Annotated in this window: 22 protein-coding genes and 1 pseudogene; 3 read left to right on the top strand and 20 right to left on the bottom strand. The window is 39.8% G+C overall.

The features are described from left to right. Nucleotides 1–623 precede the first annotated feature (623 nt). From HT687_RS09205 to rplM, 14 genes and pseudogenes are all read right to left on the bottom strand, one after another. On the bottom strand, nt 624–1,178 hold the full coding sequence (locus HT687_RS09205; protein WP_329599605.1) for a PBECR4 domain-containing protein: 555 nt from the start codon (nt 1,176–1,178) through the stop codon (nt 624–626). A gap of 713 nt (nt 1,179–1,891) precedes the next feature. Further along, nucleotides 1,892–2,314: pseudogene (locus HT687_RS09200) on the bottom strand (hypothetical protein); the annotation flags it as partial. Further along, nucleotides 2,307–3,053, bottom strand: coding sequence for an ImmA/IrrE family metallo-endopeptidase (locus HT687_RS09195; RefSeq protein ID WP_306291438.1), 747 nt, complete (start codon nt 3,051–3,053; stop codon nt 2,307–2,309). The gene HT687_RS09195 and the pseudogene HT687_RS09200, both read right to left, overlap by 8 nt. Nucleotides 3,054–3,065: 12 nt before the next feature. Beyond that, nucleotides 3,066–3,410 (bottom strand): helix-turn-helix transcriptional regulator, encoded by a 345-nt coding sequence (locus HT687_RS12225; RefSeq protein ID WP_001056000.1) that lies wholly within the window; start codon nt 3,408–3,410, stop codon nt 3,066–3,068. A gap of 370 nt (nt 3,411–3,780) precedes the next feature. Continuing rightward, the gene (locus tag HT687_RS09185) at nt 3,781–4,731 is read right to left on the bottom strand and encodes an N-acetylmuramoyl-L-alanine amidase family protein (RefSeq protein ID WP_023936466.1); all 951 of its coding nucleotides are present in this window, start codon (nt 4,729–4,731) and stop codon (nt 3,781–3,783) included. A gap of 374 nt (nt 4,732–5,105) precedes the next feature. Beyond that, nucleotides 5,106–6,476, bottom strand: a complete 1,371-nt coding sequence (locus tag HT687_RS09180) for an MATE family efflux transporter (protein WP_023936467.1) — start codon at nt 6,474–6,476, stop codon at nt 5,106–5,108. A 114-nt stretch (nt 6,477–6,590) separates the two neighbouring features. Beyond that, nucleotides 6,591–7,757 (bottom strand): recombinase RecA, encoded by a 1,167-nt coding sequence (gene recA, locus HT687_RS09175; protein WP_023936468.1) that lies wholly within the window; start codon nt 7,755–7,757, stop codon nt 6,591–6,593. A 54-nt stretch (nt 7,758–7,811) separates the two neighbouring features. Continuing rightward, nucleotides 7,812–9,068, bottom strand: a complete 1,257-nt coding sequence (locus HT687_RS09170) for a competence/damage-inducible protein A (protein WP_023936469.1) — start codon at nt 9,066–9,068, stop codon at nt 7,812–7,814. An 83-nt stretch (nt 9,069–9,151) separates the two neighbouring features. Next, nucleotides 9,152–10,168: an LCP family protein gene (locus HT687_RS09165; RefSeq protein ID WP_000239276.1), complete on the bottom strand. Its 1,017-nt coding sequence runs from the start codon at nt 10,166–10,168 to the stop codon at nt 9,152–9,154. A 7-nt stretch (nt 10,169–10,175) separates the two neighbouring features. Then, complete coding sequence (locus tag HT687_RS09160; protein ID WP_023936471.1) at nt 10,176–10,694, bottom strand: GNAT family N-acetyltransferase; 519 nt, start codon at nt 10,692–10,694, stop codon at nt 10,176–10,178. Next, nucleotides 10,684–11,127: a tRNA (adenosine(37)-N6)-threonylcarbamoyltransferase complex ATPase subunit type 1 TsaE gene (tsaE, locus tag HT687_RS09155; RefSeq protein WP_023936473.1), complete on the bottom strand. Its 444-nt coding sequence runs from the start codon at nt 11,125–11,127 to the stop codon at nt 10,684–10,686. The genes HT687_RS09160 and tsaE overlap by 11 nt, the downstream gene beginning before the upstream one ends. 189 nt (nt 11,128–11,316) lie before the next feature. Beyond that, nucleotides 11,317–11,937 (bottom strand): hypothetical protein, encoded by a 621-nt coding sequence (locus HT687_RS09150; RefSeq protein WP_172924173.1) that lies wholly within the window; start codon nt 11,935–11,937, stop codon nt 11,317–11,319. Between the two features lie 317 nt (nt 11,938–12,254). After that, nucleotides 12,255–12,647 (bottom strand): 30S ribosomal protein S9, encoded by a 393-nt coding sequence (rpsI, locus tag HT687_RS09145; protein ID WP_000075973.1) that lies wholly within the window; start codon nt 12,645–12,647, stop codon nt 12,255–12,257. A 19-nt stretch (nt 12,648–12,666) separates the two neighbouring features. Continuing rightward, nucleotides 12,667–13,113, bottom strand: a complete 447-nt coding sequence (gene rplM, locus HT687_RS09140; protein ID WP_001044624.1) for a 50S ribosomal protein L13 — start codon at nt 13,111–13,113, stop codon at nt 12,667–12,669. Nucleotides 13,114–13,467: 354 nt separating this feature from the next. Here rplM and HT687_RS09135 point away from each other — a divergent pair, with 354 nt between their 5' ends. Further along, on the top strand, nt 13,468–13,785 hold the full coding sequence (locus HT687_RS09135; protein ID WP_031233617.1) for a DUF960 domain-containing protein: 318 nt from the start codon (nt 13,468–13,470) through the stop codon (nt 13,783–13,785). A 6-nt stretch (nt 13,786–13,791) separates the two neighbouring features. Then, nucleotides 13,792–13,914 carry a hypothetical protein gene (locus tag HT687_RS12220; RefSeq protein ID WP_258953693.1) on the top strand — a complete coding sequence of 41 codons (123 nt, stop codon included), beginning with the start codon at nt 13,792–13,794 and terminating at the stop codon, nt 13,912–13,914. A gap of 76 nt (nt 13,915–13,990) precedes the next feature. Here the strand turns inward: HT687_RS12220 and folK are convergent, their stop codons facing one another. The 6 genes from folK to HT687_RS09105 form a co-directional block, all read right to left on the bottom strand. Continuing rightward, on the bottom strand, nt 13,991–14,803 hold the full coding sequence (gene folK, locus HT687_RS09130; RefSeq protein ID WP_023936478.1) for a 2-amino-4-hydroxy-6-hydroxymethyldihydropteridine diphosphokinase: 813 nt from the start codon (nt 14,801–14,803) through the stop codon (nt 13,991–13,993). 158 nt (nt 14,804–14,961) lie between these two features. Further along, complete coding sequence (folE, locus tag HT687_RS09125; protein WP_000380916.1) at nt 14,962–15,516, bottom strand: GTP cyclohydrolase I FolE; 555 nt, start codon at nt 15,514–15,516, stop codon at nt 14,962–14,964. Then, complete coding sequence (locus HT687_RS09120) at nt 15,497–16,819, bottom strand: folylpolyglutamate synthase/dihydrofolate synthase family protein (protein WP_000657461.1); 1,323 nt, start codon at nt 16,817–16,819, stop codon at nt 15,497–15,499. The genes folE and HT687_RS09120 overlap by 20 nt, the downstream gene beginning before the upstream one ends. A gap of 1 nt (nt 16,820) precedes the next feature. Further along, entirely contained in the window at nt 16,821–17,795 is a 975-nt protein-coding gene (folP, locus tag HT687_RS09115; RefSeq protein ID WP_000240957.1) for a dihydropteroate synthase, read from the bottom strand. 93 nt (nt 17,796–17,888) lie between these two features. Next, complete coding sequence (locus tag HT687_RS09110) at nt 17,889–18,596, bottom strand: CPBP family intramembrane glutamic endopeptidase (protein WP_000660471.1); 708 nt, start codon at nt 18,594–18,596, stop codon at nt 17,889–17,891. Between the two features lie 52 nt (nt 18,597–18,648). Beyond that, nucleotides 18,649–20,067, bottom strand: coding sequence for an NCS2 family permease (locus tag HT687_RS09105; RefSeq protein ID WP_000359272.1), 1,419 nt, complete (start codon nt 20,065–20,067; stop codon nt 18,649–18,651). Between the two features lie 189 nt (nt 20,068–20,256). Between HT687_RS09105 and HT687_RS09100 the strand changes: the two genes are divergently transcribed. Continuing rightward, on the top strand, nt 20,257–21,069 hold the full coding sequence (locus HT687_RS09100) for a Cof-type HAD-IIB family hydrolase (protein ID WP_172924172.1): 813 nt from the start codon (nt 20,257–20,259) through the stop codon (nt 21,067–21,069). The last annotated feature ends 194 nt before the right edge of the window (nt 21,070–21,263 follow it).

Here is a 21,263-nt window from a genome sequence, read left to right as displayed (position 1 = left end):
AAAGCGACAATATATATATATGCACAGACATATAAAACCTTTTGATACAGCCTGTTTTTTAACAAAGAGACAAGAATTATACTACATTTATATATGCACAGCATCCTCTGTGATAAATATTAAAATATTGTTACATTTTGATTACACAATCGTTTCAAAATATATGATAGAAGCCTGAGTATTTTATAGTAATTCCCTTCCTATCAATTAGGTCAACAGTTGAGTGTTACACCCTATCCTCAGCAAAGGACTATGATCAGCATTTTCTAGCCAATAGGACGCTCCAAATCACCTGTTCTAAGTCCATCACTAGCTTGGTCAGTAAGATACAGACTGCAAGGCGACGCTGATGTGGTTTGAAGAGATTTTCATTGAGTATAATTTTAACTTCTTACTTTTCATTCCTATTCCTTAAATAAAAAGCTCACTAAAAAAGTGAGCAACATTTCCAATGAGATACTTCTGTTGACGAGCGCGTCTCTCCGCCCCCTCATTGCCTTGCGAAGAGGCTTGGCGAATCGAAAGGAGGTGTTTTTTCCTGTTTTCAATTCTACTTATTTTTGCACATTTTTTTAATTTTATCAAACAAAAAAACGCAAGCCGAAGCCTGCGAAAAGTTTTTTTTATAACCATTTAATTTCTTTCACATCTGTTTTACAAACTTTAGCATATTTCTTAGCGCTTGTAAAATGTAGAGTAACCGGTTTAAACACTCCACTTTTATCTCTTCGTAAACCTAAAATTGCGGATCTTTTGTTTCTATCTTCAAAAAATATGACGTCCAACTTCATAGTGTTTTTAGATAAATCTTTGGCTAGGATACAACAACTTGTTATCTTAGAATAGAAGATATCACCGATAAAACTATACAAAGATATCCTTTCTATAATATCGTTGTACATGGGATTATTTTTATATTCTTCCAAAATAAAAACACCAGCTTGAATAGCAGGTATTGTTTGACTAGCATAATCTCGTGTGATTTTGTGCAAGCCAAATAAGTGATGTAAATCAGTCAAGCAAAAATCTACTTCGAAAGTCTCTAAATGCTTATAATTCGTTGATACTTGACATGTTTTTCCATCGAATTTCTCTTGATAATCTAAAATACAATCAAGTAAGTTCAACGACAAACTCCATATTTTCTCAAAATAAAAAAAGCACGGGGCAGTTCTCACTACTGCCCAAAGTGGATGATTAGAGTCGGCTTCTCTAACTCCCTATGTTGTGCTTATTAGGCTTATCGCAAGGGAACAGTTTTTAGCTCTGCCAAGCCACATAGCGTGCTTACTACTATGTGTCCATGTCTCCATGGATTGCCGAGCGGTTTAACGACGTTTTGGGAGTCGGGATAACGAGAAAAGTGATCCTTTTACGTTTTTTCCAACTTAATTATGACATCTTTCTTTAAAAAAGTCAATATTTATCGCTTTCTTTAACGAAAAAAATCCCACAAGAACGAATCCTGTGGGGAGATACACATTTTAGAAAAGCTTTCCTTTATTCTATCATTTTTATTACATTTTATCATTCAGTATGATAAAATACAAGTTTTTTGATAAAATAACCAAAAACTACTCGCTATCCCCTCTCACATCACCCTGCATATCGTTTGATATGCGACTGATAGTTCAGGGAAACTTCAAGGACAACTTTTCTCTCATCCACTATGCAGGTCATTTCTACTCTTATAGGCTCAATTTGACACTTCTCTTCTTCGAAGTGCTCATATGCCTACTGAATAGTGAGTTCGATTTATCCAAATTTATTTTTGTCTATTTTGATGAACACTTCCACGAAGATAGTCTGAAAAAGAATCCGCCCCAATTTTCCTTCTCTTTTTAAGCATATTATTCCAGATATGATTGCCCTCTTGTTCAGTAATAAATTGCGCTTTAAACGCTTCAACCAGTATATCTCCTGTCGTCATATGTTCTAAAGAAAATTCTTCTACATATGGTTCAACATCTCTTAAATTATTACTTCCTAATATCCCATTATGCTTTTTCGCTAAGGAAATAGAAGCCGCTTCTCCCTTACCAATAACCTTGTTACTATCATGATTTCTTGTTAAATCTCTATATAATGCGTATTCTTCAGTTCCAATGTCTATGCTCACAATCTCAGCCGAACCCTTAGCTACTAACTGGTCTATCCTAGATTTTAAATGGGGAATTGTAGGTATATTGATTTCATCATACACCTCTTGTGGAATAACAATTTTACCCGAATAGAGCTTTTCTAAAAGATATTCAGTGCCAACCCATAAAAATGCTGAAATACAATCTGTATCAATAAATACACGACTAGTCAAACGACAACTCCCCCTCTTCATCTAGCCCATATACAATATCATATCTGAAAGCATCTAGTAGCAGTTCCTCATACTTCCCTTGCGAAATTCTGTTATTTTCTAAAAGTTGTTCAGTCGATTTAATATAGTGTCCTAATACCATTTCCTTTTTACTTTCTGACAAAGGACGATATAAACTTGTATCATAGCCTAATCTTGAAGCTGTCTCTATAACACTAATATCCATATTTTTAATTTCTTCTGCATCAAGGTATCCATCATTCCTCAATCTATATAACATAGCTTTATGACTGATACCATAAAACTGACCCAATTTTATAATATCTTCTACTTCAAGATGAGTTCTATTGGCATTTTCTCTGATTTCCTCAACCATCCTATACAGTGAAGATGGGGAAATTAAAAAATAAGAAGCAAACTGATCCGCTTTTCTTTCAGTTTCATCTCCTTCACCAATCAAGATAAGACTGACTGAACTCTTCTTCACCTCATCATAATAAAGATGATACAATTCATGTGCTAAAGAAAATCTTTGCCTTCCTAATGACATGTCTGAATTGATTACAATGAGACTTGACTGAGTTCCTTTATAACAGACTCCGCTAATATTCTTTCCGAGTCCATAAAATACCAGCGTCAAATTTTCTATCTTTTGTACCAATTTAAAAATATCTATCGGCGCTTCACCATCAGCTCCCAACTTTTTTCTAAGATTTGAAGCTTTATTACTTAAATCCATTTTATCAATCATTTATTTTGTCTCCAATAGCTGATCTATCTCAAATTGATTCAATACAATTTTATTGATTTTCGCTAAAACTTTAAGATCTTGGTCTACTATTTTATTTTTTCTAAACGATATGACACACTGTTGTTCAGCTTGTTCGCCAAACAAAAGATATTCAACCGTACAGCAAAACAGGGCAGATAGTTTCTCAATAACATCCGACGTGATATTCCTTTCACCTTTTTCCATTTTGGCAATCATGCTTTGATTCAAAGACAAATATTCAGCAATCTTATCTTGAGTAAGATTTGAAGATATTCTAAGTTCTTTTATTCTTTTTCCAACATCACATACATTTATCATATTCATACACCTCTCATAAAAAGAATAGCACACTCTTGTCATAAAGTCAATTTTTTAAATAAAAAAATTATGACAAAACAAGGAAGTAATTTATTGATACTGCTTAAAAATCCAAAATTGATGATAGTAAACCTATTTGATGAGTTCCTATCAAAAATCGTATCTTCAACCTCAAAACAGTACTTAAAGCCATCCGACTCGGTTTACATTGTCAAATTTAGATTTTATTTGAGCATAACTTTCTAATTTGCTTTTTGATTTTTATTTAATATAGTAGCAAAAATTAAAGGAAATATCTCCACAAGAAAACGCATACTATTAAGCTTTTTCAAGACCTAATAATATGCGCTGTTCTGATTTGAAAGACATTCCATTATTATTTTACTGTTATCAAGCCTTCAGGCTCGACTGTAAATTCTGGTTTTTCTGCTATCATACCATCCTCTTTAAGGTAATACCAGCCATCATTTGATTTGACAAAGGCATTGGAAACCATGTCCCCATTTTGACTATCAAGATAGTACCAAGTCTCCTTGTATTTGATCCAGCCTGTTTTCATAGCACCTTCTCCATCGAAATAGTACCACTTCTCAGCGATTTTCTTCCAGCCTGTCGCCATTTCGCCTGACTGATCAAACCAGTACCAGTTGCCGTCTATGTGCTTCTTCCAGCGGTCTGCAAGCATATATCCTGAACCGTCAAAGTAATACCAGGTACCATTGACTTTCTCAAACTTATCTTTTGGATAAGAACCGTCTGAGTGTACATACCAGGTGCCAGTATCGTTCTGTTGCCATCCTGCTTCAATCGTCAAGCCGTTTTCAATATCCTGCTTAAACTGCTCACGGCTAATACCCCATTTGGCAAGATAAGGATAGGGGTCAATGTGATCTGAGTTGTTGTCAGGTTGGTTATTGGTGCAGTATTCGTGTGTCTTGATACCTGCCAAGTCGTCTGTATCAAGTGTTTTCGGTATACCAGCTTCATCCGCTAGATTGCGCAAGAGTTCGATATAGAGACGATAGTCAATCAGAAACTCTTCTTTCGATTCATGGCTTTCAATCAGTTCAACTTGTGCATAACCTTCTGCATTCCAACCGCCCCCAACGTCCCAGGCACCATTATCAACAGGTCCTACCTGCATAATACGACCATTACCGACTACGTGAGAAAAGAAGCCCAATTCAGGATCTTTTCTGTAATGGTAGTCAGCCTCATTTTGCACCGTTGAGTTACGGTTGCCTGTGGCATGGGCATGGACTTGCCTATATGGTTGCACGCCGACTTGAGGCAAATCTGTTCTTAATTTACTCACATCAATTTCCATATTCTACTCCTTATCAATTAAAACAACTTATTTTTTACAATCCAGAACCAGAAACTCCTTCATTTCTACCTTACAAAGAAGACAATCCTAGTCACGATTAGGCTTGTAGATAGAACTTCAAAACGCACTATTTTGACACTGTAAATAGGACTGATAAGGTCTGCATTCTATCTACAATAACACCCCAGACTAAAAAGCTTTTCAAAAGTATATTTTTACAGTCTCTATATGTCCTTTTCATAAATACTATACCTTATTATATCATATAAAAGAAGTCAAAAGTCTGTTAAACTATTTTCAAGACCAAACTAAAGATGACAGCACAAGTTTTTCGATTTTCACTAGAGGAAATGGATTTTATTCAGCAAATCGAGCTATGATGACACTTTGGTTACCAAGATTGCCTTCCCTTCTTTTATCAAGGGGTGACGGAAAAGCGAAAAGTACAGTTGAACTGTCATGGCAACCCAGATAAGGGGTTCACAAAGAATAACTCCTCTATAGCCTGCCCAAGGGATAATCAAGACCACAAAAGCGATTTTCCCGATTAGTTCGATAAAACTAGATACCAGAGGAAGGACTTTTTGCCCCAAACCCTGCAAACAATTGCGATAAATCAACAAGAGACTCAAAATGGGATAAAAGGCTGAGCTGATTTGCAGATAGAGACTTCCATTTTCTATCAAGTAACCATCTGTCGAACTAGCCAAGAAGGAAACCAAGGCTGGACTGGCAAAAAAGAGGAAGATACAAACCAAAACTGCCCAGGACATACTTAAACGACTGCCGATTCGAAGACCTTGAACAATGCGGTCTGGGCGCTTAGCACCTAAATTCTGAGAAGCATAGGTCGTCATCGAAGCGGAAATAGCAGTCATAGGAAGAAGGGCGAAGGCCATAATGCGTCGCGCCGCTGTTTGAGCACTAATAATCACGGCTCCAAAAGTATTAACAGAAGACTGTAAAATCACACTGCCGATGGACACAATTGAACTCATCAAGCCCATAGCCAAACCTTGCTCCAAGAGATCCGCGTACAAGGACTTATCCCATTTGAAATGCTTGCGCTGAGGCAAAAGTTCTGGCACACTCTTACGGATATAATAAAAGCAAAGAACCGCTGATAAACCTTGCGAAATGATGGTAGCAAGTCCCGCAGATTGAACCCCCAGTTGCAGTTGCGTAATAAAATAGAGATCCAAAACCACATTAACCAGAGCAGAGAAAATCAGAAAACCAAGCGCTGCTAGACTGTCACCAATAGACCGCAACAAGCCTGCAAAGAGATTATAAGCAAAACTGACACCAACACAGGTCACAATCATAGAAATATATTGATAGGACTGGGGAAGAATTTCTGCAGGGGTATCTAGGTATTGCAAGAGAGGATACAAACCAAGAAAAACCAGCAGCATCACTACAACACTCAAAAGAGCACCTAAAATCCAGGTAGCTGCTACTGCTTCCTTGATTTTAGTGAAATTCCGAGCCCCATAATAGCGGGCAATGACAATTCCCATGCCATTGCCAACACCAAGAGTAAAACCTACAATCAGGTCAAAAATCGCTGTCGTCGCCCCTACTGCAGCCAAGGAGTCTTGTCCAAGAAAACGTCCAACAATCAAGACATCAGCAGTGTTATAGAGCTGTTGAAAAATATTTGATAGCAAGATTGGGAAGGCAAAACTCAAAAGCGAAGGAAGAATCGGACCATGTATCAGATCCACTGTTCGTTTTTTATTCATAAGGCTATTATATCAGCTTTCTAGTGGAGCGACAAGAAACAGCAAACTATTCACGAACTTAAGACCAGAACTAGGCAACTAAAAAGCAGCGGATTTCTCCACTACTTGGACAGCTTATTCTTCAATTTCGATTTCAAGTTCGTCGCCTAGGTCAAGTGTAACTTCTTCATTCACAGAATCTACTTGAACTGCTTCATCTTTTTTGTTTTCAGTATCTTGTTCTGAAGCTTCTTCTCCATCAATCAAGCCAAATTTAGAACGGACTTGCTTATCAATTTCATCAAAGATTTCTGGGTGCTCTGCCAAGTATTTCTTAGCATTCTCAGAACCTTGCCCAATTTTTTCATCCTTGTAAGAATACCAAGCCCCTGCTTTTTTGATAATATCCAAGTCGCTTGCGATCTTCAAAAGCTCACCAGTCTTAGAAATTCCTTCTCCGTACATAATTTCAACTACGGCTTCCTTAAACGGTGGGGCTACCTTATTTTTTACAACCTTAATCTTAGTTTCTTTACCAACATTGGTTTCTTTTTGGTCACCAGTTCCCTTAATTTGTGTATTGCCACGAACATCCAAACGCACTGAAGCATAGAATTTCAAAGCACGTCCACCAGGTGTTGTTTCTGGATTTCCAAACATCACTCCAACTTTTTCACGCAATTGGTTGATAAAGATGGCAATTGTTTTGGTTTTATTGATAGAAGCACCAAGTTTACGCATGGCCTGACTCATCATACGGGCCTGCAAACCAACGTGGCTATCTCCGATATCTCCATCAATTTCCGCACGAGGTACAAGGGCTGCAACTGAGTCGACCACGACAAGATCTACAGCACCTGAGTCAATCAATTTTCCTGCAATCTCAAGACCTTGCTCTCCTGAGTCTGGTTGTGACAAGAGCAATTCGTCAATGTTGACCCCAAGGGCCGCAGCATAAGCTGGATCAAGAGCATGCTCCGCATCGATAAAGGCTGCAATCCCACCTTCTTTTTGCGCTTGCGCAACTGCATGAAGGGCAACCGTTGTCTTACCAGATGACTCTGGCCCATAGATTTCGATGATACGTCCCTTAGGGTAACCACCTGAGCCAAGGGCAATGTCAAGAGCTAAAGAACCTGAGCTCATCACTTGCACCTTTTGCTCTGCACGTTCACCCAAACGCATGATTGATCCTTTACCAAAGTCTTTCTCAATCAATTTAAGAGCATCATTCAAGGCCTTTTCACGTTCTGCCCCAAATTTTTTTGAAATTTCTTCTAATTTTTTTGGTTTTTTCGCCATTCTATTCTCCTACATTCTAATGATCCTCAGACCTATCTACTATTATATCAAAAGTTAGTCACTTAATAAAGCCTTGCGAACTAGGTTAAAGGCATGCATAACCGCAATGTGACGTACATCTGCTCGACTTCTGCCTCCAATATTCACCTTGATAACCTCAGTTCCTTGCTCTTGAGCCAAGCCTATGAAGACCGTCCCAGCTGGATATCCTTCTAGGCTATCTGGTCCTGCCACTCCAGTCAAACTAATTCCAAAATCAGACTGGATCTTGATTCGTGCCTGCTCAGCCATCTTCTGAGCTGTAAATTCAGACACCACACCATGTTCTTCCAAATCCTTGACAGGAATATCCAACATTTTTGATTTTTCCTCCAAGCTATAGGTCACAAAACCACCCTTAAATATACTTGAAGCTCCTGACAAATCCGCTAGACTAGCTTGGAAAAGACCTGCCGTCAAACTCTCTGCAGCCGTGATGGTTTTCCCTTGCCTTTTCAGTTCTTCTACCACAATGCTGGCTAAACTAGTCTCTTCCCCATAACCATAGCAAAGTTCTCGTAAAGAAAAGCCTTCAAAAGTTTGGCGATTCAAGATTTGGTTTTCTAAGATATCCAGCGCTTGATTCGCCTCTTCTTGACTGCTAGCCTTTGTTGACAGACGTAGAGTGACTTCTCCTGTCTTGGCATAAGGTGCCAAGGTCGGATCTGTTTGATTCTCAATTAAATCAGCCAAAATCGTCACCAGCTGACTCTCGCCAATTCCAAAGAAACGAAGAACTCGGGAATACAGCTTTCTCCCTGTCATCAACTTGGGTAAAAGTTGGTTTAAGACCATAGGTTTCAATTCACTCGGTGGACCTGGAAGGACGACGTAGGTCACTCCTTCGACTTCCAAAATGCCTCCCACAGCCAGTCCTGTTTCGTTGGGCAGTGGAGTCGCTCCTTCTACAATTTGAGCTTGTCTTTCGTTATTAGGTGTTCGGGCATAGTCTGGTCTCTGGGCAAAAAAGACATCCAACTTCTCCTGGGTCTGAGGATCGAAGACTAATTCTTTCCCTAAAAATTTAGCCAGAGTTTGTTTGGTCAAATCGTCCTCAGTCGGCCCTAAACCACCTGTCAAAATCACCAGACTGCTACGTTGACTGGCAATCTCAAGCAAAGACAAGAGACGAGCTTCATTGTCTCCTACAGCCGTCTGAAAATATACGTCTACCCCAATTTCTGCTAGTTTTTCCGACAAAAACTGAGCATTGGTATTGACAATCTGTCCTGTCAAAATCTCTGTTCCAACAGCAATGATTTCTGCTTTCATGTTTCCTCCTACCTATCTATTCGTATTTTTTTGAAAAAATCGCAGGAATTTTCCTACGATTGATTTTTTATTTGTATCAAAAGTTAATTATCTTCATCACCAACAGGGGCTCTGCCAAATAAATCTTCAAATAAAACCGCATTAGTTTCAAGCTGAGTGACTTCTTCTTGTCCCAAAGAACGTCGGAGTAAATTTTGCATTTCCAACATATGGGCTCTCGAAACAATCTGGTAAGAAACACCTTGAAGCATCTCTCCTTCACCCTGCAACTGCTGAGTTTCAATGGTTTTAAATGAATCTTTATACCCTAGCAAGTTAGGGATACTTTTTGCAGACAAATCAATATTGGTCTGCATATTGTCACTCAAAGCTTTTAGAATCTCTTGATAATGACCAACGCTATTTAAACTGAGAGCTTTTTCCATGACTTTTTGAATAACTTCACGTTGACGTTTTTGACGACCATAATCCCCCTCAGGATCTTGGTAACGCATTCGTGCATAGACTAGGGCTTCTTCTCCCCCAATATGTTGCTCCCCAACACCAATAGAAATGGTATTAAATTCTTCTTGGTCACTGATAGAAATTGGGAAACCTAGGGTATTATTGACTGTAATACCACCTACTGCATCCACTAGTTTTTGTAACCCTTTCATATTGACCATCACATAGCGATCAATATGGATATTCATCATTTTTTGAATGGTTTCTATAGCAAGCTCTGCTCCACCATCTGCATATGCTGAATTCAGTTTCGCTTCATGAACCTGACCATTCCCTGATTCAATGCGGGTCAGAATATCCCGCTCTAAACTCATCATCGTTGTTTTTTTCGTTTTAGGATTCACTGTCATCAAGATCATGCTATCACTTCTACCGACCCAAGTTTCAGTTCGTTCAGCATTTCCGGTGTCAACCCCCATTAACAGAATGGTCAAAGGTTCAGTTGCTTCAATAACCTTGGTTTCTTCGCCGATTTTTTTATAGGTTTTAGCTAAGGTTTCTGTCCCTTGCTGATAAATAGTATAAGCAAAAATACCTGCTCCTACTACAGTTACAGAAAGTAAAGCTAGCACCATTCCAATAATTTTTTTAACCATATTTCTACTAATCGATCAGTTTACCCATCAAGTAAACATCGATAAATTTCCCTTCTTCTATATATGCCCCACGCTCTTGGCGACCTTCAATTATAAAGCCATGCTTTTGATAAAGATGAACTGCTGCTTGATTACGAGTTTGGACAGTCAGTTGGAGACGACGCAGAATGCCACTTGCTTGTGCCCACTCTATCGCTTCTTCTAGCAACAAACTTCCCAAGCCATTATTCCAATATCTTTTGCCAATCACAATGAAGAGATCTCCAATATGACGGACTCTCTTGCGCTGGTCAGCTGTAATATTTACAATACCAGCAATTTTATCATTTAAGAATGCAAGTAAGGTTATCTGATTGTCCGAACTAGCTTGCTTGTTGAGGAATATTTCCATCTCCTCACTGGTCAAGAGAATACCATCTCTGTCTAGGCTGGTAAAATCTGTCTCTAAACTTACACGATTTAAAAAGGCCACTAATTCAGCTGCATCTTTGGGCTCTGCTTCCCTAATGAGCAATTCATACTCCATGTTGAAGCTCCTCTAAAAGCTTTTCTGCACGCAAACCCTTTGCTTGGAAATGTAATCTGCGACCGTCTTCTTCTTTTAGAATTTCCAACTCTAAATAAGTATCTGGCAAGGCATCTCCTAAGAGATTGCCCCACTCAATAACAGTCACTCCGCCACCAAAGAGAAACTCATCCAAATCGATAGAATCCGCATCTCCTTCAATTCGATAAACATCTAAATGGAAAAGCGGAAGACGCCCCTCATACTCTCTTACGATAGTATAGGTTGGACTTTTAATCATTTGAGAAATCTGTAAACCTTTAGCAAGTCCTTTAGTAAAGGTCGTTTTACCTGCACCCAGTTCTCCAGTTAAGATTAAAACATCATTCTTTGCTAATAGATGACCCAAACGCTCCCCTAAGGCTTGTAGCTCTTCTTCATTTTTTGTGTACATACTCTTATTATACCAAAAACTTTTCTTTTGTGTCTATTTTCCTGCTAAACTTATACTCAATGAAAATCAAAGAGCAAACTAGGAAGCTAGCCGCAGGCTGTACTTGAGTACGGCAAGGCGACGCTGACGTAGTTTGAAGAGATTTTCGAAGAGTATTACCATCATAACATCCATAAAAACAAGCTTTCTCTAAAAGAAAATGAGCGTAGCAATGACCAATACAAGATCTCGGAAAATATGACCATAAAAGGAAACTTCCTTCTTGACCGAATTTGGGACAAGATAGGCTGCAAAAAACAAACCCAGTCCAATATACATCAGAAGAGAGACAATGGTCATTGGATTTCTTAAAAAGAGAAGTGTTGCTAAAATAGTCACCAACACTGTCTTTTTTCTGTCTAGCATAGCAAGAAAATCGCGCATGTATTTTTTCAAGGGTAAAAAAATCAGCAAATCTAGCCCAAATAGAAAGAAAAAGGATGGCAATAAAAAGTCAACTAATTCTTGCTGCAGCGTATTTTTAATGAACAAGTTATCTGACAAGACAAGGACAGCTCCTAATAAATTAATTAAGAGTAACATACTGTAAAAAAGATTCACTGACTTCTTACTGGCTAGGACACTATGGACTTCTTGCTTACGGGTATAAAGATAATTTACTCCAGCACAGATTCCTGAAACGAAGACCATACTTCCGATGAAAAAAGCTGTACTTTGTTTAAAGGACAAGATGCATTCCTTCCATAGAAAACAGCTACTCAAACTGATTTGAATTAAAGCTAACAAAAATAAGATTCTCATTGTTTTCATCTTTTCTCTCCCTTCCTACCAATCATTATACTAGGAGAAAAGAGAGAACTGTTTTCAATCTTCTCAAATGTCTCTTTTAGACGCTAAACAAACATGAGAGACTACTACTCAATGAAAATCAAAGAGCAAACTAGGAAGCTAGCCGCAGGTTGCTCAAAACACTGTTTTGAGGTTGCAGATAGAGCTGACGTGGTTTGAAAAGATTTTCGAAGAGTATAAAGTCGCAACAACTGTGTCAATTGCACCAATTTAGTAAGAAAGTATAAAAAAAGAACACCCCGAAAGGTGCTCTGTATAAGTATAGTAATTCTTTCGAATTAACGTTTACTAAATTGTGATGCTTTACGAGCTTTCTTAAGACCTGGTTTCTTACGTTCAACTTTACGTGAGTCACGTGTAAGAAGTCCTGCACGTTTCAATGAATCGCGGAAGTCTGGGTCTACTTGAAGAAGGGCACGAGCGATACCGTGACGGATAGCTCCTGATTGACCAGCGTATCCACCACCTACAACATTAACGAAAACGTCGTATGAACCTACAGTTGAAGTAACTGCGAATGGTTGGTTGATGACAAGACGAAGGTCAGCGTGTGGGATGTACTCTTCAACATCTTTTTTGTTAACAGTGATTTTACCAGTTCCTGGAACAAGGCGAACGCGTGCAACAGCGTTTTTACGGCGTCCAGTACCTGCATATTGTGCTTGTGACATACTTTATTTGTTCCTTTCCTTAGATAAGTCCTGAAATGTCAAGAACTTCTGGTTGTTGTGCAGCATGAGTGTGCTCAGCTCCAACAAATACTTTCAACTTCATACCTTGAGCGCGTCCAAGTGTATTGTGTGGAAGCATACCTTTAACTGATTTCTCGATCAAACGTACTGCATTTTTAGAACGAAGTTCACCTGCAGAGATTTGTTTCAATCCACCTGGGTGGTTTGAGTGAGTGTAGTAGATTTTATCAGTTGCTTTTTTACCAGTTAATTTAACTTTTTCAGCATTGATAACAATCACAAAGTCACCTGTATCAGTGTGTGGTGTAAATGTTGGTTTGTTTTTTCCGCGAAGTACGCTAGCAACTACTGCAGAAAGACGTCCAAGTGGTACATCAGTTGCGTCAACTACGTACCATTTACGTTCAACTTGGCCTGGTTTAGCCATAAATGTTGTTTTGTTCATGATTTCTCCTATATATAGTTCGATTTTTGTTTACGGTGATGGGTGTTCCTTCCCATCGAAAAGTATTTGGAAGGTTCCGGGGCCTTTCAAATGGGGTAAACAATACCGCTTACTATCATACCAAATTTCACCCCTAAAAGTCAATAGATATGAAAAATATTTTTCGGTAACTTCTCAAAGTAACTGAAAGTTATATAATCAAGTTAATTTGGGAATTTACCTATTAACTTCGGGAGATTTTTGGGATTTTTTCCTTATTTTTCCCTGTAGCTAAAATCCTTTTCAAAAAATTACCTTTTCTTGATTTTTAATCCTATTTGTTGTATGATAAGGGAAAAGAAAGGGGGCAGAGATATGGCTTTTACCAATGCCCACATGCGGTCTGCTAGTTTTGGCATTGTTACCAGTTTGCCTGATGACGTTATTGACTCTTTTTGGTATATCATCGACCATTTCTTAAAAAATGTCTTTGAATTGGAAGAAGAACTTGAGTTTCAATTGCTTAATAACCATGGAAAAATTACCTTCCACTTTTCAAGCCAACACCTCCCTACAGCCATTGATTTTGACTTTAACCATCCTTTCGACCCTCTGTATCCCCCGAAAGTACTGGTTTTAGATATGGACGGTAGAGAGACTATCCTCCTCCCAGAAGAAAATGACCTATTTTAATACTCAATGAAAATCAAAGAGCCAACTAGGAAGCTAGCCGCAGGTTGCTCAAAGCACTGCTTTGAGGTTGTGGATAGAACTGACGAAGTCAGCTCAAAACACTGTTTTGAGGTTGCAGATGGAAGCTGACGTGGTTTGAAGAGATTTTCGAAGAGTATAAAAACTCTAGCCTTCAGTTGCAAGTGACTGAAAACTAGAGTTTTTTCTATTGTTTCCAAGCATTATACAAGTTGCGAATAGGTTGCTTTAATGTCGGATGGATAAAATGAGGCGCAATTTCTTGTAGAGACTCAAGAACAAAAAGGCGTTCTGCTATGTAAGGATGGGGCAAGATAAGCTCATCTGTATAAATGGCCTGGTCCTCCACAAAGAGCAAGTCCAAATCAATCAAACGAGGTCCCCAATGCACTTCTCGCACCCGTCCCATCTCTGTCTCAATAGCCAACAATGTTTCTAACAAGACTGGGGCAGGCAACCATGTTTCTACCTCAACCACCTGATTAGCAAAGCTATCCTGCTCCACACCACCCCAAGGCTCCGTCGCTAAGACACTGGATTCTTTGAGAATATGGATACCTCGATTTCGCAGTTTATCAATGGCTTGTTTCAAGTTTGCTTGCTTATCTCCCATGTTGCTTCCTAGGGCGATAAAGGCTCGTTGCTTACGGCGATGGATGGTTACTGAGCATGTATCTAGTGGCAAATGCACTGGCGCCCAAGGCTTTTTCAGTTCCAACTTGATTTCTTGGACAAGAGGATAGGTCTCAAAAGTACGTTCTACCAGTTTATAGGCTACCGTTTCAATCAAATCCTCACTCGTTTCCTGAAACCAAGTCGTCCACTGCTGGCACAATTCTCCGTAATGGACAGAGGCTGCTAAATCCAAATCTGTCGCTGCCTTGGTCATATCATAGGATAGGATAGCTGAAACGACAAACTTCTGCCCCAATTCCTTCTCACTGGGAAAAAGACCATGATAGGCAAAAATTTCCAAATCCTTAATCTGCAGTTGATCCATAATGATTCCTTTCTAGAAAAATCCGCCCAAAGCGGATTCTTTTTATACTCAATGAAAATCAAAGTGCAAACTAAGAAGCTAGCCGTAGGCTGCTCAAAACACTGTTTTGAGGTTGCAGATGGAAGCTGACGTGGTTTGAATTTGATTTTCGAAGAGTATTATAGTCCCATTAAACGATAAGCCTGATCTCTAAGGTCCTTATCTGTTTCAAATAGACCACGAGCTACTGTCGTCAAGGTTGCAGTGCCTGGTTTTCTGACACCACGCATACTCATACACATATGTTCTGCCTCAATGACAACAAAGGCTCCCTTAGCTCCTAGATAGTCCATCAAGGCATCGGCCACTTCGATATTCAAACGTTCTTGAATTTGTGGCTTTTTCGAATAAACTTCAACCGTACGGGCTAGCTTAGACAAGCCTGCCACACGGCCATCTGGAATGTAGGCAATGTGCGCTCTACCATAAAATGGCAAGAAGTGGTGTTCACACATTGTATGGAAAAAAATATCCTTTTCTACCACCATATTATCATCAATAATCTCAAAGGATTTTGACAAATGTTCCTCCGCTGTTTGACCAAGACCTGAAAAAATCTCTTGGTACATACGAGCGACACGAGCAGGTGTTTCCTGTAAGCCCTCGCGGTTAGCGTCCTCTCCGACAGCCTCGATAATCATTTTTACAGCTGCTTCAATCTTTTGTGTATCCATTTTCATTCTTCCTCTCCATCAGATAGGCTCTCACTTGGCTCAAGAAATACAAGGAACCTGTGACAATCCTAACTGTTTGTTTCTCTTCTTTTTTATCTGTCAATTTCTGCTCTAGAAAATCCTGCCAACCTTGGTAGCTGAGATTTCTAGACTTAGCTGCCTCTTTCAGCACGCTTTCATCAGTCGCCCGACTATCGTCAAAATGTGTCAAAGTAAGCTCGGTATCTGGCATGGCCCCCAGCAAGTCCAACATATCCTCCAAGGCCTTGGTTTTAATACAAGTAAAGAGGATTTCCTTATGATAATCCGCAAAGCGTTCTTGCAAGGTTGCTAATAAAGCCTTGATAGCATGGGGATTGTGGGCCCCATCCAAGATCATCAAGGGATCTCTTGACACGATTTCCAAACGCCCTGGCCAACTTGTTTCTTCCAAGGCTTGAGCAAGCAAGTCATTGCTTGCTAGTTCTCGACCATCTTCTTGACAAAAAGTATCAAGTAAAGCTATGGCCATCCCAGCATTCTCTATTTGGTACAAACCAAGTAAACCTGTCTGGAAGCGACCTTGTCTGACAGCACTTGTATAGTCAAAGACTTCGCCTGTCACCACACTCTTTTGATGGCTGACCTGATAATCTGCCCCGTAGGCAAGTCTCGGCGCATCTTTCCCTTCTGCAATGCGGTCAATCACAGCCAAAGCATCTGGAGAAATGCGACCTGTCACCAAGGAAATACCTTGTTTGATAATACCAGCTTTCTGCTCTGCTATGGCTTCCAAGGTGTCACCAAGTAGAGCCACATGATCCAATCCAATAGTCGTGATTCCTGTCAAAATGGGCTGACAGACATTGGTACTATCTAAAAGTCCACCCATGCCGACTTCCATGATAGCCACGTCTACTTGCTCCGAGGCAAAGTAATCATAGGCTATGGCTGTGATAATCTCAAACTCGGTTGTCCCCTGCAAATTGGCGACCGCTTCTCCCTCCAGCAAAGACTGATAGTCTGCCATGAGGGCTTCTAGTCTAGCCTCTGGAATGGATCCCCCATTGATGCTAATCTGGTCTGTATAATGAATGAGATAGGGCGAGCTAAACACGCCAACTCTCAGCCCTAGCTTTTTCAGCATATTTGTCAAAAAAGCAATGGTCGAACCCTTGCCGTTGGTCCCTCCGATATGGATGACCTTGAGTTTGAGATGGGGATTGCCACGCAAAGCTAACAGTTCCACCATTCGTTCCAAGCCAAAATGCGGTTGATCCGTCCGGTAGTTAGCAATCCACTGATTGTTTTCAAATTCTTTCATCTTATTTGTATTGTTTTAAATCTAAATTTTCCGCTTCATCAGCCAGACGAATAGCGGAAGCAATTTCAACTGCCATCCTGTGATTAGCTACGTCATGCACGCGCACCACTTCTACACCCTGTCTCGCAGCGATACTAGTTACATGAGCCGAAGCCGTGTCCCGATTACGGAAACCAATTTCTGTCTCAGGATTGACTTCAAAACCATTTTCTTCAAGGATATTGATGACAAACCGCTTGCGCGACACTCCAAGAAAGATTGGATAGCCTTTCTGATGTAGTTTATCCAGATCCCGTAAAAGAAGCAGATTTTCTTTCTTGGTCAGACCAAAGCCAATTCCTGGATCCAGCAGGATGTTTTCTTGAGCAATACCAGCTTCCTCTGCTCTCGTTAGTGCTCTGTCAAAGAAAGCCTCCATCAAGTCTTCGATTGGCAATGTTTCAAAGTCAGCTAACTCTTCCTCTGTAAAAGCTTGACCAAAGCCAAAATGAGGGAAGATGAGCGAGCTAGGATGCTGAGGTCGCGCCATGACTGGATTAAACATAATGACTACTTTCGCTCCAGCCTTTGCAACCACATGGGCCATTTTTTCATCACCCATGAGACCAGTGATATCATTGACTAGATTGGCACCAGCAGCCAAAGCAGCTTCTGCTACTTGACTCTTCCAAGTATCAATGGAGATGAGGACATCACTTTCCTTGCGAATAGCTTTAATCACTGGAACAACACGCTGGATTTCCTCTTCTATCTCAACATAGCTACTTCCCGGCCGAGTCGATTCTCCGCCGATATCTAGCATACTAGCTCCTTCTGCTATCAATTTACGAGCCTGCTGGAGTGCCTGCTCAAGAGCAAAAAATTGACCACCATCCGAAAAGGAGTCTGGGGTTACATTGATAATACCGCAAATAGCTGTCTTTGCATGATTGGCTTTACTTGACATATCAGTCACTCCCTCAAGGCTTTTCACCATATTATTTCTCTATTTTACCATAAAAAGAAAAAGATGGACACGATTGCATTCATCTTTTTCCCAGTAGAAACAAGTAAGCAATTGTCAAAAATATTAAACAGAAATCCCTAATGTCCGACTCAAAATTACCACGAGAGTCAACAAACAGAAAACAACCCCATTAACAATCATGTGAAGTAAGATAGACATTTCCAAACGTTGGGTCTTGTAAGCCGTCCAAGACAGAACGATCGACATAACTCCATAAATCAATAAAGAAGGTAAATTACTCGGTTGATGCAATAAAGCAAACACAACCGTACCGACTACAAATCCCAAGTTCTCTTTTCCTCGGAAAATCTTTTTAGGAACAATCCCACGGCACAAGATTTCCTCACAAATTGGAGCAAGCAAGGCCAACAAGAAGAAACTGGAAATCAGAGAACTATTCTGAACCATATCGTTAATCTGAGACTGGTTACTTGTTGTCGTCTCATTTGACAGTTGTAACAAGATAGAACCAAGTATATTTGAACAGATAATGACTAAATAACTCAAGCCCAATCGTGCCAAATCCTTAGCTCTAAAAAATGAAAAATTAAAACTTGCTAATTGCGTTTTACGAGCTCCAATAATAAATAGCACCAGAACCACAATCGAAATACCAGCAACTATCAGTCCTGACTGTAATAGCGGTACTTCTCTTAAGGTTAAAATAGCAGTAACCCCTATAGGAATCTGATATAAAATTGTCGCCAGCAAAAAGATTAACAGCCAGCCTGCACGATTCAATAATTCTTTCCACATATTTTTCTCTTTCATCACCTATCTCCTTTGTATTCAAAAAGGGGGAAAATCCCCCTGGGTTATCCTATTATAAGGCCATGCTGATGTAGTTCAGGATAAACAAGGCATCCAAAATCCAAATCATGACATGAACATCTTTAGCTTGACCTTTGACAAGCTTAGTCAAAGTGTAAGTCAAGAAACCAACTGCAATCCCTTGAGTGATAGAGTAGCTGAATCCCATAAAGATAGATGTGAAGAAGGCAGGAACTGCTTCAGACATATCATCCCAATGGATATTTTTCAAGCTAGCCAGCATCATAATCCCAACGATAATCAAGATTGGAGCTGTAGCGGCTGTTGGTACAATCGCTAGAAGTGGGCTAAAGAAGCTTGAGATCACAAAACAGATTGCCACGACCAAGGCTGTCAAACCAGTACGTCCACCTGCACCAATACCAGCAGCAGACTCAACATAAGTCGTTACGTTCGAAGTACCTGCGATGGCACCAATTGAAGTACCAATCAAGTCAGAGTAAAGAGCCTTGTCTAACTTAGCTGATTGATGATTTTCACCATTTGTCGCTACGATACCAACTTTTTCACCTGTACCGATCAAGGTACCAATTGTATCAAAAATATCTGTCAATGAGAAGGCAAGAATGGCCATCAGAGTTTCAGGCAAGCGAGCTGTATCTGAAATCAAAGCTCCCAAACCTTCTGAACCAAGAGCTGCACCAAAGATTGTCTTCAAATCTTCAAAAGCTGCACCAACATGGTTATTAGCAAAATCGATGCTTGACAAATCTACCAAACCAACTGCAATAGCAAGAACAGTTGTTGTCAAGATAGAGAGGATAATTCCCCCTTTAATCCCTTTGATGACAAAGAAGATAGTAATGGCAAGTCCTGCAAGAGCCACCAAAACAGCTGGATTATTAAAGCTGACCAATCCTGGAACTGCTGAAGAGTTTGCCGCAATCGTTGCTTGAGCTTTGTCAGCCCCTTCTCCTACAACAGTATAGTTGCCTGGATCAATCGTGAATTTCAAAAGTCCAGCATTCTTAATTCCTACATAGGCAAGGAAGACACCGATACCAGCTGAAATAGCTGAGCGAAGGGCATTTGGAATCGATTCAATGATCATTTTACGAACATTTGTCAAGGTAATAATCAATGAAATAATCCCACAGATGAAGACCATAGCTAGGGCTTCTTGCCAAGAATAACCAAGTCCAAATACAACTGTAAAGGTAAAGAAGGCATTCAGCCCCATACCTGGCGCTTGAGCGTATGGCAAGTTAGCATAAAAAGCCATCATCAAGGTACCCGCTACTGCACCAATAATCGTTGCTAGGAAGACACCCTGAGCAGGCATCCCTGTTTGCGAAAGAATTTGTGGGTTTACAAAGAGAATATAGCTCATTGCAAAGAAAGTTGTTAAACCAGCGAGAACCTCTGTACGAACGTCTGTACCGTTCTCTTTTAGTTTAAATAATTTGTCCATTATCAATCTCCTTTTAATTTTTACGAACAATAATAGAATTATATCATTTATCATTCACTTTTTCAATGTCTTTGTTTGATTTGTTTAAGAAATTAATCCAATTTCATTTTTTGTTTGGAATCTGCTTTTCTGCCTGCTTTCTGTTATAATAGAAGACATCTTATCTGAAAACACACTAGAAAGGTCCATATGACGAAAAAAATTATTGCAGTTGACCTAGATGGAACCCTGCTCAACTCAGACAGTCAAATTTCTGACTTTACCAAAAAAACCATCAAAAAAGTTGCTGAAAAAGGCCATCAGGTTATTATTACGACAGGTCGCCCTTACCGTATGTCAAAAGATTTTTACCGTGAACTGGGCTTAGACACTCCTATGATTAACTTCAACGGATCCCTTACTCATTTACCAGACCAAGTTTGGGATTTTGAAAAGTGTTTGACTGTAGACAAAAAATATCTGCTAGATATGGTTCAACGTTCAGAGGACATTCAAGCCGATTTTATCGCTGGAGAATATCGTAAAAAATTCTACATTACAAATCCCAATGAAGAAATTGCCAATCCCAAACTATTTGGTGTAGAAGCTTTCCAGCCTGAAGATCAATTCCAGCCTGAATTGGTGACCAAGGACCCTAACTGTATCCTCTTGCAGACCAGAGCCAGTGACAAATATGCCTTGGCAAAAGAAATGAACGCCTTCTACCAGCATCAACTTTCTATCAATACCTGGGGAGGTCCGCTCAATATCCTTGAATGTACCCCAAAAGGTGTCAACAAGGCCTTTGCTTTGGACTACTTGCTCAAGATAATGAATCGTGACAAAAAAGATTTGATTGCCTTTGGAGATGAACACAATGATACCGAAATGCTCGCTTTTGCTGGGAAGGGTTATGCCATGAAAAATGCCAATCCAGAGCTACTCCCTTATGCAGATGAGCAAATTTCCCTTACCAACGACCAAGATGGGGTTACCAAAACCCTACAAGACTTATTCTTATAACCTATACTGATACTCAATGAGAATCAAAGAGCAAACTAGGAAGCTAGCCGTAGGTTGCTCAAAGCACTGCTTTGAGGTTGTAGATGAAGCTGACGTGGTTTGAAGAGATTTTCGAAGAGTATGACCAGCTTGCAAGCTGGTCTTTATGCTCTTTTCACAGTCTCATCAACCAGTTATACTCATCTACTTTCAAA

The organism is Streptococcus sp. 1449 (assembly GCF_013276805.1).
GTDB classification, from domain to species: Bacteria; Bacillota; Bacilli; order Lactobacillales; family Streptococcaceae; genus Streptococcus; species Streptococcus pseudopneumoniae.
This window is presented reverse-complemented; position numbering and strand designations above follow the sequence as displayed.